Annotated in this window: 16 protein-coding genes; 10 read left to right on the plus strand and 6 right to left on the minus strand. The window is 75.2% G+C overall.

What is annotated here, in order from left to right; all coding sequences use genetic code 11:
- Positions 1–422: 422 nt before the first annotated feature.
- The 3 genes from ACIGG8_RS11750 to ACIGG8_RS11760 all read right to left on the minus strand — a co-directional run bounded on the left by ACIGG8_RS11750 (position 423) and on the right by ACIGG8_RS11760 (position 3,919).
- A complete protein-coding gene (locus ACIGG8_RS11750; protein ID WP_396547317.1) occupies positions 423–1,397 on the minus strand; it encodes an Lrp/AsnC family transcriptional regulator in 975 nt (324 codons plus the stop codon).
- Complete coding sequence (locus ACIGG8_RS11755; protein ID WP_396547319.1) at positions 1,387–2,892, minus strand: MFS transporter; 1,506 nt, start codon at positions 2,890–2,892, stop codon at positions 1,387–1,389. The genes ACIGG8_RS11750 and ACIGG8_RS11755 overlap by 11 nt, the downstream gene beginning before the upstream one ends.
- Positions 2,893–3,016: 124 nt before the next feature.
- Positions 3,017–3,919 carry a LysR family transcriptional regulator gene (locus ACIGG8_RS11760; RefSeq protein WP_396547320.1) on the minus strand — a complete coding sequence of 301 codons (903 nt, stop codon included), beginning with the start codon at positions 3,917–3,919 and terminating at the stop codon, positions 3,017–3,019.
- Between the two features lie 165 nt (positions 3,920–4,084).
- On the opposite strand from ACIGG8_RS11760, the gene ACIGG8_RS11765 reads away from it, so the two are divergent.
- From ACIGG8_RS11765 to ACIGG8_RS11790, 6 genes are all read left to right on the plus strand, one after another.
- The gene (locus ACIGG8_RS11765) at positions 4,085–4,987 is read left to right on the plus strand and encodes a DMT family transporter (protein ID WP_396547322.1); all 903 of its coding nucleotides are present in this window, start codon (positions 4,085–4,087) and stop codon (positions 4,985–4,987) included.
- A gap of 184 nt (positions 4,988–5,171) precedes the next feature.
- On the plus strand, positions 5,172–6,236 hold the full coding sequence (locus ACIGG8_RS11770; protein WP_396547324.1) for a GNAT family N-acetyltransferase: 1,065 nt from the start codon (positions 5,172–5,174) through the stop codon (positions 6,234–6,236).
- Positions 6,229–7,017 carry an aminotransferase class IV gene (locus ACIGG8_RS11775; protein ID WP_396547325.1) on the plus strand — a complete coding sequence of 263 codons (789 nt, stop codon included), beginning with the start codon at positions 6,229–6,231 and terminating at the stop codon, positions 7,015–7,017. The genes ACIGG8_RS11770 and ACIGG8_RS11775 overlap by 8 nt, the downstream gene beginning before the upstream one ends.
- Positions 7,018–7,350: 333 nt before the next feature.
- Entirely contained in the window at positions 7,351–7,824 is a 474-nt protein-coding gene (locus ACIGG8_RS11780; RefSeq protein ID WP_396547327.1) for a hypothetical protein, read from the plus strand.
- Positions 7,821–9,404 (plus strand): multicopper oxidase family protein, encoded by a 1,584-nt coding sequence (locus tag ACIGG8_RS11785; protein ID WP_396547329.1) that lies wholly within the window; start codon positions 7,821–7,823, stop codon positions 9,402–9,404. Before ACIGG8_RS11780 ends, ACIGG8_RS11785 begins: the two co-directional genes overlap by 4 nt.
- A 156-nt stretch (positions 9,405–9,560) precedes the next feature.
- Positions 9,561–10,919: a DUF2252 domain-containing protein gene (locus tag ACIGG8_RS11790; RefSeq protein WP_396547330.1), complete on the plus strand. Its 1,359-nt coding sequence runs from the start codon at positions 9,561–9,563 to the stop codon at positions 10,917–10,919.
- On the opposite strand, the gene ACIGG8_RS11795 is transcribed toward ACIGG8_RS11790, so the two are convergent.
- Positions 10,897–11,838 carry an LLM class flavin-dependent oxidoreductase gene (locus tag ACIGG8_RS11795; RefSeq protein WP_396547332.1) on the minus strand — a complete coding sequence of 314 codons (942 nt, stop codon included), beginning with the start codon at positions 11,836–11,838 and terminating at the stop codon, positions 10,897–10,899. The genes ACIGG8_RS11790 and ACIGG8_RS11795 overlap by 23 nt on opposite strands.
- An 85-nt stretch (positions 11,839–11,923) precedes the next feature.
- On the opposite strand from ACIGG8_RS11795, the gene ACIGG8_RS11800 reads away from it, so the two are divergent.
- Positions 11,924–12,721 (plus strand): helix-turn-helix domain-containing protein, encoded by a 798-nt coding sequence (locus tag ACIGG8_RS11800; RefSeq protein WP_396547333.1) that lies wholly within the window; start codon positions 11,924–11,926, stop codon positions 12,719–12,721.
- Here ACIGG8_RS11800 and ACIGG8_RS11805 read toward each other — a convergent pair.
- On the minus strand, positions 12,700–13,164 hold the full coding sequence (locus ACIGG8_RS11805; protein WP_396547335.1) for a hypothetical protein: 465 nt from the start codon (positions 13,162–13,164) through the stop codon (positions 12,700–12,702). The two genes, ACIGG8_RS11800 and ACIGG8_RS11805, sit on opposite strands and share 22 nt — an antisense overlap.
- 193 nt (positions 13,165–13,357) lie before the next feature.
- Between ACIGG8_RS11805 and ACIGG8_RS11810 the strand changes: the two genes are divergently transcribed.
- From ACIGG8_RS11810 to ACIGG8_RS11820, 3 genes are all read left to right on the plus strand, one after another.
- On the plus strand, positions 13,358–14,056 hold the full coding sequence (locus tag ACIGG8_RS11810; RefSeq protein ID WP_396547336.1) for a GNAT family N-acetyltransferase: 699 nt from the start codon (positions 13,358–13,360) through the stop codon (positions 14,054–14,056).
- Positions 14,053–14,661, plus strand: a complete 609-nt coding sequence (locus tag ACIGG8_RS11815) for a hypothetical protein (RefSeq protein WP_396547337.1) — start codon at positions 14,053–14,055, stop codon at positions 14,659–14,661. Before ACIGG8_RS11810 ends, ACIGG8_RS11815 begins: the two co-directional genes overlap by 4 nt.
- A 299-nt stretch (positions 14,662–14,960) precedes the next feature.
- Positions 14,961–15,881, plus strand: a complete 921-nt coding sequence (locus ACIGG8_RS11820) for a DUF6891 domain-containing protein (RefSeq protein ID WP_396547339.1) — start codon at positions 14,961–14,963, stop codon at positions 15,879–15,881.
- Positions 15,882–15,946: 65 nt separating this feature from the next.
- Here the strand turns inward: ACIGG8_RS11820 and ACIGG8_RS11825 are convergent, their stop codons facing one another.
- Positions 15,947–16,873 carry a diacylglycerol kinase gene (locus ACIGG8_RS11825; protein ID WP_396547341.1) on the minus strand — a complete coding sequence of 309 codons (927 nt, stop codon included), beginning with the start codon at positions 16,871–16,873 and terminating at the stop codon, positions 15,947–15,949.
- Positions 16,874–16,876 lie beyond the last annotated feature (3 nt).

The raw sequence follows: 16,876 nt of genomic DNA on the forward strand, positions 1-16,876 counted from the left end.
AGGAAACGGCGGTGGGGGAAGTGCCCGTTCGCGCCGGAGGTGGGGGTGGCGCGGCGGCAGGCCGAACGGCCCTGGGGCGGTGGATGGTTGCCGCGGGCTCCCACTGGTATAGACCTGTCTCGGAGGGTGGGTCAAGACCTGTGGCGGGGGAGTCCGGGTGCCGCCGAGGAGGAGCAGGTCATTCCGGATGTCGGTGCGTCGACGGCCTTCGAAGCCGGTCGGGACGGGCTCTCGAACGGTCGGTCGGCTCCGGGCATGCTGCGCGCCTGCGGCCACCAGGGCGCGGTGGTGTCGGGCCGGGGTGAGGGCGTGCCGGCCGGGCCGGGCGCCCGGCCCGGCCTCGCCCCGGGACTCCGCCGCCTCCGCCGGCCCCGCGACCTCCTGGATCTCCTGGGTGTCCTGGACCTTCCGGGCGGTTCGGGTCAGGACCGCCCGGGGCCCGGTGGTGCCGGGATCGGCCCCGCGGCCTTGAGGGTGCGCAGGACGGGGGACGACTCCAGTGCGGTGATCTCCTTGACGGCGCCCAACTGCTCTGTCACGTACCGGTGGAGGTCGGCCGGGTCGGTGCACAGGGCAAGGGCGACGAGGTTGCTGGGGCCGGTGGTGGCCGCGACGAAGGCGAGTTCGCGGTGGGCGGCGAGGGCGCGGCCGACCCGGTCGAGGTGGGCGGGGGCGATGCTCAGCCAGAGCAGCGCCTGCATGTCCGCGCCCAGCAGCCGGGGATCGACTTCCACGTCGAGGAAGACCGTGCCGTCCGCCCGCAGTTCGGCGAGCCGGCGGGCGACGGTGGTCGGTGTGCGGCCGGTGGCCGCCGCGAGGTCGCCGAGGGGTGTGCGGCCGTCCCGGTGGAGTGCGCCGAGCAGGGCGTGGTCGGCCTCGTCCAGGCCACCGGACGGCAGCGGAACCGCGGTCGGGCGGAGACGGGCCTGCTGCTCCTCGTCGAGCGCCTCGGTGCTGACCGGCCACGCGGACGGGCCGCCCCGGTAGGTGTGCAGCAGACAGTGGGCGGAGACGTCGGTGACCGCGGCGGTACGGGGGATGTCGCGCAGCAGCAGGCCGTGTCCGTCGGAGCCGGGGCCGGTGTCCACGATGGCGGTGATCTCGGTGCCGCCGGAGGTGAGCTTCACCCAGGCCGTGTCGGGGCGGCGGACCAGTGCCCCGGCGAGGTTCTGGGCGGTGTGCGGGGCGGCGGTGAGGCGCAGCAGCCACTGGGCCCGTCCGGCCCGGTGCGGGTCGGCGAGCCCGACCACCCGCAGCCCGGCCTCGGCCCGCAGCCGCCGGTAGCGGCGGGCGACGGTCTGCGGGGAGGCGTCGAGGACGGCGGCGATCCGGTTGAACGGGGCGCGCCCGTCGACGCGCAGGGCGTGGACGAGCGCGCGGTCGAGGTCATCGAGCATGCGTGGGTTCCCGGTGGTCGGACACACCGTCCGATTCTGCCGCGCGGGTGGCGGTGCGGGCGCCACGGGAGCCGCTCATCAGCCGTCCCGCGACGCCGACGGCCGCCAGCACACCCACCGTCACCCAGCAGGCGCGCTGCGCCCCGGTCGCGTCCGGGGCCGCGAGGTAGATCCGCCCGAGCACGGCGACGCCGAGCGTGGACCCGAGCTGCTGCACGGCGTTGAGCAGTCCGGCCGCCGAGCCGGTCTCCTGCGGCCGCAGCGGCTTCAGCGCGGTGGTGAAGAAGGCGGGCGTGAACAGTCCCTGCCCGAGCCCGACCACGGCGAGCGCGTACGGCAGCGCCTCCGGCCGTTCGCCGGTGCGGTAGGTGCCGATGGCGGCCAGGACCCCGAGCGCCATGACGGCCAGGCCGGCGGGCATCACCCGTGCGCCGTACCGCCGGACCAGTGAGGCGCCCGCCCACAGGGAGCCGGCCGCCAGCCCGGCCGACATCGGCAGCAGGGTCAGGCCGGCGGCCAAGGGATCTGCGCCGCTGCCGAGTTGGAGCTGGAGGACGACGACGAGGCTGAGCCCGGTGGTGGCGGCGAAGGCGAGCGATAGGGCGGCCAGCGCGGCCGGGAAGCGGACGGAGGCCAACAGGCTCGGCTCGACCAGGGTGTCGGCGCCGCGCCGCGCCCCTCGCCGCTGGTGGACGGCGAAGGCCACGGCGGCGAGCGCCCCGACGGCCGTCCAGGGCATCGGTGTGGTGCCGGTGGCCAGCAGCGGCAGCACGACCAGCCCGGTGGCGAGTGCCGCCAGCACGCTGCCGGCCGGGTCGAGGCCGGGACGGCGAGGGGCGCGGTCCTCGGTGAGCAGCGGGGCGAGGGCGAGGACGGCGAGCGCGAGCGGGAGGTTGACCAGGAAGACCGCACGCCAGGAGGAGCCGAGGAGGTCGGCGTGGGTGAGCACACCGCCGAGCACCGGGCCGGCGACCGCCGCGAGCCCCATGACCGGTCCGATCGTGCCGAGTGCCCGGGCCGTCTCCGGGCCGCGGAACATGGCCTTGATCAGGCCGATGGTCTGCGGCACGATCGCGGCCGCGGCTGCGCCCTGGACGGCTCGGAAGGCGAGCAGTGCGCCGAGCGTGGGCGCGCACGCGCAGGCCAGCGAGGCGAGCAGGAAGCCCGCGACGCCGATCCGGAACACCCGCCGGCGCCCGGCCCGGTCGCCGAGCCGTCCGCCGGTGAGCAGTAGGACGGCGAACGGGAGCGTGTACGCGGTGGTGAGCCAGGGCACGGCGGCGGCCGGCCCGCCGAGGTCGGCACGCATGCGCGGCGCGGCGACCTGCACGATCGTCGCGTCCAGCAGGTTCATCGCCTCGGCGGTGAGCAGCGCGCAGAGCGCCCACCAGCGGTGCGGGTGCACGGTTGGGGACTGCTCGGCTGCGGACTGCCCGGCCACCGGGCGACGGCTGGTGGACGGCGCGGACGGCGGGGGCAGCGGGTGTGCGGACAAGGGTCCTCCCTCGGGGGTGCGGCTGCCGTCCACACTCCGGCTGCATGCCCGCGCCGACCAGCCACTGCCGCCCGGATCGACGGGAAGTTCCACCGGCCCCGCCCACGGAGCCGAAAAACTCCACTCAGGCCGGTGCCCCGGCCAGGGCCCGGCCCTTGGTCATCGCCCCCACTCCGGCGAGCAGCCCGCTGACCACCGGGGACCACGGCCGGCCCGCCGGTCCGGTGAGCGTCAGCGTCCGGTGGACGGCGGGCCGGATCGGCACCAGGACGCAGTCGGCCGGGAGCATGGTCAGCGCCAGCGCGGGCATCACCGAGATCCCGACGCCCGCGTGCACCATGCCGATCAGCGTGTTGAGGTCACGGATCCGGTGGTGGGGCGCGAAGCGGGCGCCGGCCCGCCGGTAGGCCTCGCGGATGTGGCGCTCGCAGCCGCCCTCGGAGAGCAGGAAGTCGTCGTCCTCCAACTCGGCGACGTGGACCGTCTCCTGACCGGCGAGCGGGTGGTCGCGGCGCAGCAGCGCGTGCATCGAGTCCGCGCCGAGCGCGACCGCCCCGGGCAGCAGCGGCCCGGCGTCCACCAGGACGGCGGCGTCCACCGTGCCGGCCTCCAGCCAGGCGGGCAGCTCGGCGTCCTCGCCCTCGAAGACCCGGACGGTGACCTCCGGGTACGCGGCCTTCCAGTCCCGCAGCAGCCCGGGCAGCAGCGCCTGGCACACGGTGGTCGGCGCGGCGAGTCGGACGGTGCCGGCCAGGCCGCCGGTGAGTTGGGTGGCGACCGTGCGTACGGCGGCGACGGCGGCGACGGCCGTTCGGGCGTGCGGCAGGACCTGCTCGCCCAGCGGCGTCGGCCGGCACGGGGTGCCGCGCATCACGACGGGTGCGCCGAGGGTCCGCTCCAGGGCGCCGACCGCGTGGGAGACGGCGGACTGGCTGATGCCCAGTTCGTCGGCGGCGGCGCCGAAGCCGCCGGTGTCGGCGACCGCGACCAGGGCCCTGAGCTGGGCCAGGTTGATCTCGGTCGTCATCGGTCGTCCCGGGGCGTGTGACCTGGGGCCATGAGACTTCCTCATCCATGTAGGACTGCCACTTGTTGGACTCATGGTCGGTCGCCCGGCCACCCTCTGTCCAGAGGAAGGGAACACCGGAGGAATGCGGGGGTGGTTGCGGTGCGACGCTGGTTGCCGGGCTTTGTGGCACTGTCGGCGATCTGGGGTGCGAGCTTCGCCCTGATCAAGGTGGCGGTCGACGCGGGGGTGCCCCCGGTCTGGGTGGCGCTGTGGCGGTGCCTGCTGGGTGCGGCCACGCTGGGCGCCGTCCTGGTGCTGCGCGGTGAGCGGATCCCGCGCGACCGTGCGCTGTGGGGGCACTCGGCGGTGGTCGCGGTGCTGCTCAACACCGTGCCGTTCATCCTGTTCCCGTTCGGGGAGACCAGGGTCAGCTCGGTGCTCGCCGGGGTGATGAACGCGACCACTCCGCTGTTCACCCTGCTCTTCGCGGTGCTCACCGTGCCCGAGGAGCGTCGTCCGGGTGCGCGGCGGCTGACCGGCCTCGCCCTGGGATTCCTCGGCGTGCTCACCGTGCTCGGCGTCTGGCACGGCATCGGCTCCGGCGAGGCCGTGGGGGGCCTCGCCTGCCTGGCCGCCGCCTGCTGCTACGGCGCGGGCTTCGTCTACCTGCGGCGCTTCCTGTCCGGTCGGCCGGAGTCCGTCACCACCCTGTCCGTGCTCCAGATCGGCTGCGCCGCGGCCGAGTTGGCCGTCATAGCACCGCTCGCCGCGGGCGCCCCGCACTGGCCCGGGGCCGGCCCGGCCGTCGCCCTGCTGGTGTTCGGCATGGTCGGCACCGGCTTCGCGTACCTGCTCAACCTCGGCGTCGTCCGGACCGCGGGCACCACGGTGGCCTCGGCCGTCACCTACGTGATGCCGCTGTGGTCCACCGCGATCGGTGCGCTGTTCCTCGCGGAGCCGGTCGGTTGGAACGCCCTGGCCGGCGGTGCCCTGGTGATCGCGGCCGTGGTGCTGACCCGGCCCCGTTCCGGCGCCGCGGCCGGCTCGGCGGACCAGGCTCCGAAGGCGCGCCAGTCCGTCGGTTAGGGCGCGTGCGGCCCCGATGACGGTGCGTACGAAGATGCCACGCATGGGGATCTCCTTCCCGAACGGCCCCTCCCGGGACAAGCCGGGGGGAACCGGGCTGATCGGACAGGCGCATTCGTACCCGATCTGACGTTCGGTGTCCACTGAATTACGGAATGTCCGCGGGCCCCGCTAGGGTGGCGGCGTGGTGAGGTCGTGGGATGCGGCGGTGGAGCGGGCGCAGGACAGGCTGGCGGCGGGGCCGCGGCTGCGGGCGGTCGCCGAGGGGGACGAACGGCGGTTCGCGCTGTGGGACTTGGCGTCCCTGGTGGAGGGCGAGCTGGGCGAGCTGGTGGACCCGGACGGGCTGGCGCCGCCCGCGGAGCGCGGGTGGCGCGAGCGGCTGGGCGAGAGCGGCCGGGAGTGGCCCGGCGGGGAGCTGTACCGCCGCCGGTACTGGATCCGGGGCGACGGCGGCGCCGTCGTGGGCACCGTCGCCGTGGACAACTGGACCAAGGGCCCGGGCCAACTCGCCGTCTCCTCCCTCTACGTGAGCCCGGCCGCGCGCGGGAGCGGGCTGGCCGCCGCCGCGCTGGACGAGGTGTACGCGGCGGCCACCGCCGAGGGCCTGCCCGGCTTCCGGCTGGAGGCGCACTGGAGCTGGCAGCCGGCCGTCCGCTACTACCTGCGCCGGGGGCTGTGGGTGGTCGGCTGGAAGCGTTCGCTCTCCCTCGCGCGGATGCCCCAACTCCCCGCCTACCGGGTGCGCGAGCAGGACGGGCGGCTGCTCCTGCTGGTCGCCGACCGGCTGCGCGACTGGGTGCCGATACTGACCGCCGGTCGCGAGGGCCGCTGGCTGCGGCTGGACGAGACGGCCGACTACCGGGGCGCCGACGGCTGGGTGCACGACTACGCGCGCTCGACGCTGGCCCTGCACCTGGCGCTGGCGGGCTTCCCGATGGTGCGCGGACCGCAGTGGTGGGCGGAGGCGTGGCGGTGGTGCGACGTGGGGGAGCCGGAGGGGTTGGCGTACCGGATCGAGGAGTTCGAGCGGGCCGCGCGTCGTCCGGTGTCCTCCCCGTACCGCCCGGTGTCCGCGCCGGTGCCCGCTCCGCAGGCGCGGAACCAGGACCCGGCTCGGGGCGCGGCCTCAGGCGCGGTTCGGGAACCGGCGCAGGCTCCGCCGCCGGGCGCGGCCGGGGCCCCGCGGCAGGCCGCCGAGCAGGCCGCGGTGCCGTCACCGCAGCTGGCAGACTCGGGGGATGGCTGAGATCGAGATCGACGGCGCCCCCGCGGACCCGGCGCGGCTGGCCGCGCTGGGGCTGCTCAACTACGGGCACTTCACCACGATGCGGGCCGAGTCGGGCCGGGTCCGCGGCCTGACGCTGCACCTGGACCGCCTGGTCCGGGACTGCCGGACGCTGTTCGCCGTGGCGCTGGACCGGGCGGCGGTACGGCAGCGGGTCCGCGCGGTGCTGCCCGCCGACGGCGCACCGGTGATCGTCCGGGTCACCGTGTACGACCCGGCGCTCGGCCTGGAACGCCCCGCCGCCCCGGCCGAGCCCGCCCTGCTGGTCACCACCCGCCCGGCCGCCGCGGCCGAGCCCGCCCCGCTGCGGGTGCGCACCGTGGTGCACCGGCGGGAGCTGCCGGAGGTGAAGCACGTCGGCCTGTTCGGCCTGGTCCACCAGCGACGTCAGGCCCAACTCGCGGGCTACGACGACGCGCTGCTGGTCGACCCGGAGGGCCGGGTGGCCGAGGGGGCGACCTGGAACGTCGGCTTCCTGGACGAGGACAAGCTGGTCTGGCCGCAGGGCCCGAGCCTGCCCGGCACCACCGAGGCCCTGCTGTCCGGGGCGTACCGGGGCCCGCAGTCCCGCGAGCCGCTGTCCGCCGCCGAGCTGGGCCGCTTCGGCGCCGCGTTCGCGGTGAACGCGGGCGTCGGCATCCGGCCGCTGGCTGCCGTCGACGGCACCGTCCTCGACCCCTTCCACCCGGTGCTCGCCGAGCTGCGCGCGGCCTACCTCGGGATCGCCCCCGAAGCGGTCTAGGGGATGCCGCGGCCCATGAGACGGCCTCATGACCTACCCCATGAAGCCGGCTCATGGCCCACCCCCATGAGGCCGCTGCATGATCCCCCGCATGAAGCCGCCTCATGATCCGCCCCGTCGGCAGCCCCATGAGACGTACTGGAACGGAGCTCATGACGGGTGCCCTTGAGGACCGCTCAAGGGCATCGCTCGTCCGGGTGACAAACACGCGCCGAGCAGGCGCAATGGGGTAACTGGGGTGGACCAAATGGCTTTATTGGAGCTGATCGTGATGTCGGATCAGCTACGCTCTCGCCCGCCCCGCCCGACCGCCGAAGCAGAGAGTAGCCCGACATGAGCAGTCCCCCTGCCACGCCCGCGTCCCGCTGGCCGCTGATCCTGTTGCGTACCACCGCCACCACGCTGGCCCTGCTGGCCCTGCTCCAGGTCATGCTGGCCGGCAGCTTCCTCAACGGCACGTACGACTCCCTGAAGGACCACGAGGGCAACGCGATGATGCTGGCCACCGTGGTGGTGCTCCAGCTGGCGGTCGCCGTCGCGGTGCGGTGGCCCGGCCGGGGCCCGCTCTGGCCGCTGTGGACCACGCTCCTGCTCACCGTCGCGGTCATCGGCCAGATCACCGCCGGCTACGCCCGGGCCCTCGGGGTGCACGTCACGCTCGGCGTGCTGCTGGTCAGCGGCATCCTGTTCGGCCTCGTCGGCGCCTGGCGGCTGCCGCTGCCCGCCCGGGTCGGACTGCCCGCGCCGGGCCTGGACGGCAGCGGACGACTGCCGCGCCCCGGCGGGCCGGTGGAGGTGTCCAAGTGAACCGTCGCCGGTTCCTCGGCATCGGCGCCTCCGTCCTCGGCGCCGGCGCGCTGGCCGCCGTCGCCGTCCCCTCGGCCGCCCTGCTGTTCACCGCGGGCCGCCCCGGGCGGCTGCTGGCCAGCGAACTCGACCTGCCCGAGGCGTTCCGGGCCCCGCTGCCGGTGCCGCCCGTGCTGAAGCCGGTGCGCACCGACGGGACCACCGACTACTTCGAGATCACCCAGCAGGTCGCCAAGCTGGAGATCGTCCCCGGCGTGCGGACCGAGGCCTGGACGTACGGGGGCAGCTTCCCCGGGCCGACCCTGGTCACCCGCTCCGGACGGGCGGCGGCGGTCAAGCACCGCAACGAGCTGCCGGCCCCGTCCGTCACCCACCTGCACGGCGGCCACACCCCGGCGGACAGCGACGGCTACCCGGTGGACCTGCTGCTGCCCGTCGGGTCGTCCGCCGACGCCGCCCAGGGCGGCGGCATGCCCGGCATGCAGGGCATGCCGGGGATGCGCCACGCGGCGGGCCGCAGCGTCGTCGGCGAGCGCACCTACACCTATCCGGGCAAGCAGCGCGCCGCCACCCTCTGGTACCACGACCACCGGATGGGCTTCACCGGCCCCAGCGTCTGGCGCGGCCTGGCCGGCTTCCACCTCGTCCAGGACGACGAGGAGGGCGCCCTGCCGCTGCCCCGCGGCGAGCGCGACCTGCCGCTGATGATCGCCGACCGGTCCTTCGCCGCCGACGGGTCCTTCCGGTACCCCTCCGTCGACCCCTCGCTCGGTGAGCCCGGCGTCACCGCCGCCTACGCCAACGGCGTGCTCGGCGACGTCATCCTGGTGAACGGCGCGCCCTGGCCGCGCCTGGACGTCGACCGCGTCCGCTACCGGCTGCGCCTGCTCAACGCCTCCAACGCCCGCCCCTACCGGCTCGAACTCGACCCGCAGCCCTCCGGCGGCGACGCCCTGGTCCAGATCGGCTCCGACGGCGGCCTGCTCGCCGCCCCGGTGGCCCACGACGGCATCGAGATCGCCCCCGCAGAACGCTTCGACGTCGTGGTCGACTTCTCCCGCTACGCGCCCGGCACCCGGGTGCGCCTGGTCAACCGGTTCGGCAGCGGCCGGACGGCCGAGGTGATGCGGTTCGACGTGTCCGCCAAGCAGGTGAACGACGACGCGACGGTGCCCGACAGGCTCGCCGACGTCGAGGCCCTGGACCCCTCCGCCGCCGTCACCACCCGCGACTTCACCTTCCGCCGCAGCCGCGGCGACGGATGGACCATCAACGGCGAGCCCTACCAGCCCGGCCGGAACATCGCCACGCCCGCCCTCGGGGCCGTCGAGCGCTGGCGCTTCTCGACCGACCTGCACCACCCGGTGCACGTCCACCTCGACCACTTCCAGGTGATCGGCCGCAACGGCGCGGACCCCGGCCCGTACGACGCGGGCTGGAAGGACACCGTGGACCTGCGTCCGGCCGAGGCGGTGGAGGTGCTGGTGCGCTTCACCGACTACGCGGGGGCGTACATGCTGCACTGCCACAACCTGGAGCACGAGGACATGGCGATGATGGCGGACTTCACGGTGCAGTGAGCCGCCCCCCCGGGCGAACCAGCGGTCTCACCCGGACGGCCGACTGCCGGAGGGCGTGCGCTGCGCCCTCCGGCAGTCGTGTCCTAGCGTCGCGAAGAGGGCACCCGCGTCCGTCCGGCACCGCGGGGAGGACCCGCCGACGGACGGAGCCGCCGCATGACCACCCCCGACGAACGCCGCCGCCGCGGCCGGGCCGCCCGCGAACGCGTCTCCCGCTCCGAGCACGGCCGGTGGATCGCCGCCGCCGACCGGCCCGACCCGCTCGGCGTGCTGGAACGGCAGGCCGCCGACCGGGTCACCCGGCTGCTGCCGATCCGCTACGGGCGGATGGCCGACAGCGCGTTCGCCTTCCTGCGCGGCGCCGCCGCCGTGATGGCCGCCGACCTCGCCGCCGTGCCCGACACCGGCCTCACCGTCCAGCTGTGCGGCGACGCCCACCTGCTGAACTTCGGCGTGTACGCCTCACCGGAACGCGCCCTGCTCTTCGACGTGAACGACTTCGACGAGACCTACCCGGGCCCCTTCGAGTGGGACGTCAAACGCCTCGCGGCCAGCATCGCCGTCGCCGCCCGCTCCATCGGGCTGGACGAGGAGCGCGTGCGCCTCGGCGCCCGCATCGCCGTCACGGGCTACGCGGCCGCGATGCACCGGCTGGCGGGCATGGGCGAACTCGACGTCTGGTACGCCCGGGTGGACACCGCCGACCTGCTGCCGCTGCTCCGCAAGCACGGACAGCGCAAGCGCTTCGAGGCCGGGCTCGCCCACGCCCGCCGCCGCACCAGCCTGCAGGCCTTCGGAAAGCTCACCGAGGAACGGGACGGGCAGCGGCGGATCATCAGTGCGCCGCCCCTGATCGAGCCGCTGAAGGAGAACGAACTGCAGGGCGTCGGGAAGGTGTTCAGCGACTACCGGGCCACCCTCGCCGAGGACCGCCGGGTGCTGCTGGACCGATACCGTTTCGTGGACGCGGCCACCAAGGTGGTCGGCGTCGGCAGTGTCGGCACCCGCTGCTTCATCGTCCTGCTGGAGGGCCGGGACGGCCGCGACCCGCTGTTCCTGCAGATCAAGGAGGCCGGCCGGTCGGTCCTGGAGGACCACCTGCCGCCCGCCCGGGTGGACGCCGAGGTCGCCGCCCATCACGGCGGCCGCCGGGTGGTCACCGGCCAGCACCTGATGCAGGCGTCCAGCGACATCTTCCTCGGCTGGACCACCGGCCCCGCCGGGCGGCACTTCTACGGCCGCCAACTGCGCGACATGAAGGGCTCGGTGGAGGTGGCCGAGATGCGGCCCTCCGGCCTGCGCGCCTACGCCGACCTCTGCGGCCGCACCCTCGCCCGCGCCCACGCCCGCACCGGCGACCGCCTCGCCATCGCCGGCTACCTCGGCCGCGCGGACACCTTCGCGGACGCGGTGGCCGAGTTCGCGGTGCGGTACGCGGACCGGACGCAGGAGGACCACCGGGAGCTGACCGCGGCGATCGAGGACGGGCGGATCAAGGCGACGACGGGAGTCTGAGAGCGGCCAGCCGATCCAACTGCTCCCGCTGGTCCGATAGTTCGAGTGCCCCGAGGCGGGCCACCAGGTGCCGGGCGCCGGCGGAGGTGTACCGGGCGAGCTTGGCGGCGACCTCGTCCGGGGTGCCGGCGGCGAAGGCCTGGATCTGCTCCGTCCCGGCCAGCGGCAGGCCGTAGTTGGCGCGCGTGTAGGCGTCCATGACCCGGCGGGCGTCCTCCGCGCTGCGGTCGATCCGGACGTTGACGAACAGGGCGGGGGTGACGGCCTCCGGTGGGCGTCCGGCCCCGCGGGCCGCCGACCGGACGGCGTCGAGCCCGGTGGCGTAGTCGGCCGGGTCCGGCGGGTAAGGCAGCCAGCCGTCGTAGTGGCGCCCGATGCGGGCCAGCGCCGCCGGGGTCCCGCCGCCGAGCCAGACCGGCGGGCCCTGCTCGTGGAACGGCCGCGTCGCGGGCGGGAGTTCGGCGAACGAGTGGAACTCGCCGTGGAACTCCTTCGCCCCGGCCCAGAGCGCCCGCCAGAGGGCGACCGTCTCGTCCAGCCGGGCGAAACGGCGCTCCCACGGCACCTGGGAGAGCTCGTGCAGCGGACGGCCGAAGCGCCCCGGGAAACCGGCCCCGACCGTGACCGTCAGCCGGCCGCCGGAGAGCTGGTCCACCGAGGCCAGGGTCTGCGCGGCCAGCACCGGGCGGCGCAGCACCGGCAGCAGGGCACCGGTGCCGAGCCGGATCCGCTCCGTCACCGGGGCGATCGCCGCCAGCATGGTGAGCGGCTCGATCCGCGGGCTCAGCAGGGAGTCGTTGACGAACAGCGAGGAGAAGCCCAACTCCTCGCTGCGGCGGGCGAATCCGATCAGGTCGCGGGGGTCGTGCGCGGCCCACTGGTCCTGGCCGGTGGGGAGGAAGACGCCGATGTTGTCCATGGCGTCGATGGTGGCGGCGCGGGCGACCGGGCTCAATTCCCCCGGGGGAATGGCGGACCGCGCCGGCCCGGGGTTGGCTGGTGGCGTGGACTTCTCCCGAGCGCTGCGTGAGCGCCGTACCAGCCGCCGCCTGAGCCAACTCGACCTCGCCACCCGGGCGGGCACGACCCAGCGGCACCTCAGCTTCATCGAGTCCGGGCGCTCCGCGCCGGGCCGGGGCATGGTCGTGCGGCTCGCCGAGTCACTGGACCTGCCCCTACGGGAACGCAACGAGCTGCTGCTGGCAGCCGGTTACGCGCCCGCCTACCCCGAGACGCCACTGGACGGGCCGGCCCTGGCACCGGTGCGGGAGGCGATCGGCCACATCCTGGCCGGCCACCTCCCGTACCCGGCGGTGGTGGTGAACCACCGGGGCGACGTGGTCGCCGCCAACGCCGCCCTGGACGTGATCACCGAGGGCGCCGACCCGCGGCTCGTCGGCCCCGGCACCAACGCCTACCGGCTCGCCCTGCACCCGGACGGCCTCGCCCCGCGCATCCTCAACTTCGCCGCCTGGGCCCGCCACATCGTCGAGCGCACCCGGCACCTCTCCGACCTGCACGAGGAGTTGAGCTCGTACGTGTCCGACGTGGAGGTGGGGGAGCAGCACCTGGGCTTCGCCGTCCCGCTGGAGCTGCGCACCTCCCTCGGCGAGCTGCACCTGATGACGACGGTCACCACCTTCGCCACCGCCGTGGACGTCACCCTCGCCGAACTGAAACTGGAGGCCTTCCTGCCGGCCGACGCGGCGACCGCCGAGGCGTTGCGGGCGGCCGCCCACGGCGCGCGCGAGGCCGGTGATCGCGCCGCCGCCGACCCGGCTCAGAACCCCGGGAACTGGTAGTCGGCGAGAATCCGGCCGTCGGCGTCCAGGACGACGAACTCCGTTCCGCCGCCGACCGGTTCGCCGCCGCCCACGGGCACCATCTCCCAGGTGAAGCGGACGACGTCCCGCAGCCGCACGGCGTCCGGCCGGGCACGGAAGGTGAACTCGCCGGGCGCCACGAACTCCTCGTGGGCGCGGGCGACGCGGAACTCCAACTCCTCGTAGCCGCGCGCTTCGAGCACGGGCTCGGCGAAACCGACCCGCGCGGCCGCCTCCCGGGCCTCGACCGGCGGGTGCAGCAGGTGCGTGCCGTCCTCGGCCCACAGCCGCTCGATCGCCCCGCGCCGGGCGGCCGCGTCGGACTCGGTCCACAACGCGGCGTAGCGGTCGGCGAGTTGCTGGGCACTGGTGGTGGGCGTGCCGGTGGTGGGGGTGCCGGTGGTGGGCGTGCCGGTGGTCATGACGGACTCCTCGGTGGGGTCGCTCGGTGTCGGTGGACCCATCCTCGGAGCGGCCCCGCCACCGGACAATTCCCGCCCGGGAATGGCCGGCCGGGGAGCGGGCGCCCGGGAGGCCGTGCCGGGAAACGGCGGGCCCGCCACGGGGGCCTTATCCGCTTGCCCGAGCGGCCGGGGTTGCCGTTGGGTTGGCCGCATGAACCAACCGCTGAACCAACCGCTGAACCAACCGCCGGCCCAACCGCTGGACGAGCCACAGACCACGCCGCCGGCCCATCCGCTGGCCCATCCGCTGGACGGGCCGCCGGACGGTCTTCGCACCGAACGCCTGCTGATCCGTCGCTGGCGGGAGTCCGACCTCGCCCCGTGGGCCGCGATGAACGCCGACCCGGAGGTCCGCGAGCACCTGGGCGGCCCGCTCACCCGTGAGCAGAGCGACGCCTCGGTGGCACGCTTCGAGGACGCGATCGAGCGGCGGGGGTACGGCTGGCTGGCCGTCGAGGTGCGGGAGAGCGGCGAGTTCGTCGGCTTCGCGGGCCTGGACGACATCGAGGAGACGGACCCGGTCGACGGCGTCGAGATCGGCTGGCGGCTGGCCCGCTCCGCCTGGGGACACGGCTACGCCACGGAGGCGGCCCGCGCCGTCCTCGGCCACGCCTTCGACACCCTCGGCCTCCCCGAGGTCCTGGCCATCACCACGGCCGCCAACCACCGCTCCCGGTCGGTGATGCGCCGCCTCGGCATGACCCACGACCCGGCCGAGGACTTCGACGACCCCGCCGCTCCGGACGGGCCGCTGCGCCGCAACGTCGTCTTCCGACTGCGCCGGGAGGACCGCTCTGCCCAGGGTGACGGGAACGGGCGGTGGGGGCCGCCGGAAGCGGGGGATCAATGAGGTACCGAGCGAGGGTCGGCGGCGTCCTGGCCGGCAGTGCCCTGTTGCCGCTGGTCGCGTGTGCGGTGGGGCGCTGGGAGTCCCGCAGCGGCGGGCGGATGGCCGTGGCCGACGCCCTCAACCGGCCGGTCCTGCTGCTGGGCGCGGCCGCGGCGCTGCTCGTGGCGGCGGTCTGCGTGCGTCGGCGGTGGGACTTCGTCGGACGGGCGACGGCGGTGGTCGGGAGCCTCGGGCTGCTCTGCGCGCTGGGCGGCCTCGGTCTCCGGACGATGGGTCAGGAGCCCGCCGAGCAGACCCGGCTGGGTTCGCCCGGGCGGGCGGACCACGTGCTGGTCGTGATCCACCACGGCCTTCCGGGAGCGGAGACGGAGTCCCGGAGCCGGCAGATCCGCTTGGAGACCGGCACCGGTTGGTCGGCCCGCAGCTGGCACCTCCTCGCCATGCGCGAGCAGTTCCCGGGTGAGGGGGCGTTCGAGTCGGCCGCCTGGACCGCGCCCGACCGGATCACCGTCACCACGGACACCGGCTCACGGGTCTTCACCGTCGCCCCCGACACCGGCGAGCCCACGCTCACCGGCAGCGTCGGCACCGTTCGGGGCTCCTAACGGCGGACGGCGCGACGTCCGCCGCCGGGAGATGCAGTCGGCTCGGGAGGCGCTCCTGCGCCGGTGCTCCTCCCCGGAGCCGGCCGATGAGGGGGAGCCCGGACCGGCAGCGGCCCTTCGAGGTGGCGGTCGGTCGGGGCTGTGGCTGGTCGAGGCGACCGTGGGCGAACCGGTGCCGCCCGCGAACCGGGCCCCGGTCGAGGCCGCCGCCGGACCCGGCCGGCTGGCTGCGCCCGTACCGGGGCTGAGCTGCGGGATCGGGCGGCGTGGTTGTCAGTGGGGTGTGGCAGGGTGACCCCATGCTGGCGATCACGGTGCAGACGAACGACGGGAAGCGACGCTCCCGGCCGGGTGCGGACGAGTTGGCGGGGCTGGTCCGGCGCATCGGCGCGGAGGACGACCGCTTCCTCGTCGTGGAGCGGATACCGGACCTGCCGGACGTGTACATCCAGGTGTGGCACGCCGACGGCGAGGACTACACGCTGGAGCACCGCGACGGCTCCGCCGGGCGGCACTTCGAGGTGCGGCTGGCCGGGCCCGAGCCGGTGGCCGAGGCGATGACGGCCTGGGCGCGCGGCGAGTCGGGCTGGGGCGACGCGCTGGACTGGAAGCCGCTGGACATGGGCCCGGCGCCGGAGCCCGTGCCGCCGCTGGAGCTGGGCGCGGGCGAGCGGCAGGAGTTGGAGGACCGGCTGCGGCTGACCCTCGCCTGCGGCTACACCGACCGGGCCGGGCTGGCCGAGGAGGCGGAGGAGTACCTGGTGTCGGGCGAGCGCCGTCCGCTCTCGCGCGCCCAGGCGGAGCAACTCGCCGACCGGCTCTGGCTGGAGCGGGTCGGCGAGCAGACCGGCTGGATCGGCGAGGGCGACCCGGAGCGCCTCACCCGCGCCTTCGCCGCGTTGGAGGAGAGCGGCATCACCGCGCGGGAGAACTTCACCTGCTGCCGGTCCTGCGGCGAGGCCGAGATCGGTGCGGCCGGTGACCCGGACGCCCGCGGCTTCGTCTACTTCCACTCCCAGTGCACCGAGTCCGCCGCCTCCGGCCACGGCCTGTCCCTGCTCTACGGCGGTTTCGACGGCTCCCCGTCGACCACCACCGCCGTCGGCCACGAGGTGGTCGCCGCCCTCACCGCGGCCGGCCTGCCCACGGTCTGGAACGGCGACCCGTCGCACGCGATCGAGGTCCGCCCCCTGCTCTGGCGCCGCCGCCTGGGCGGCTGAGCGGCCCGGACGCGGCCGGTGCCACGGCCCGACCGGCAGTCGGTCAGGGCCGCGGCACCGGTGCGTCACGGCACCAGCAGGTGCAGGGCGTTCTTCTCCAGCGTGACCTCGACCGGCAGCTGCGCGATGAACTCGCCGTCGGCGTAGGCGGTGATGCCCGGGGAGTCGATGCGCAGGGACCGGGTGCGCAGGGTGGTGACTTCCGGGCGGGTGGTGTGGGTGCCCTTGAAGAGGGTGGGGAAGAAGCGGGCGATGCGCAGGCGGGGCATGGCGTCGACGAGGGTGACGTCGAACAGGCCGTCGTCCGGGAGGGCGTCCGGGCACATGAGCATGCCGCCGCCGTAGCTGCGGGTGTTGCCGACGGCGGCGAGGGTGAGGTCACGTTCGATGACGGTGCCGTCGGCGAGGGTGATCCGGAACGGGAGGGGGCGCAGGTTGGCGAACTCGATGAGGATGGCGAGGTTGTAGCGCATCCGGCCGCGCGGCCAGCGCAGCCGGTTGGTGCGGTCGCTGACCAGCGAGTCGAAGCCGGTGGCGAGGATGGAGCCGAACCGGCGGACGGAGCCGTCCGGCCCGGTGATCTTGCCGAGGTCGACGGTCCGGACCCGGCCGGCGGCGATGACGTCGGCGGCGGCCTCGGGGGCGCCGAGCGGCAGGCCGTACGCGCGGGCGTGGTCGTTGCCGGTGCCGGCCGGGACGACGCCGAGCGGGACGGCGGTGCCGGCGAGGGCCTGCAGGGCGAGGTTGATCATGCCGTCGCCGCCGACCACGGCGACCGCGTCCGCGCCGCCGGCCGCCGCCTCGCGGGCGAGGCGGAGGGCGTCCTCGGCGGAGCTCCCGGTGTGCGGTTCGACGTCGATGCCGAGGGAGCGCAGGCGGGCGACGGCCCGCTCCGCGGCGTGGCCGGCGTGGCCGGCGCCCGCCGCCGGGTTGCTGAGGACGGCAACCCGGCGGACGGTTCTCGGACCGGTCTCCCCATGAGGTCCGCTCATCCC

This window comes from Kitasatospora sp. NPDC085464 (genome assembly GCF_044541955.1).
Taxonomy (GTDB): Bacteria; Actinomycetota; Actinomycetes; order Streptomycetales; family Streptomycetaceae; genus Kitasatospora.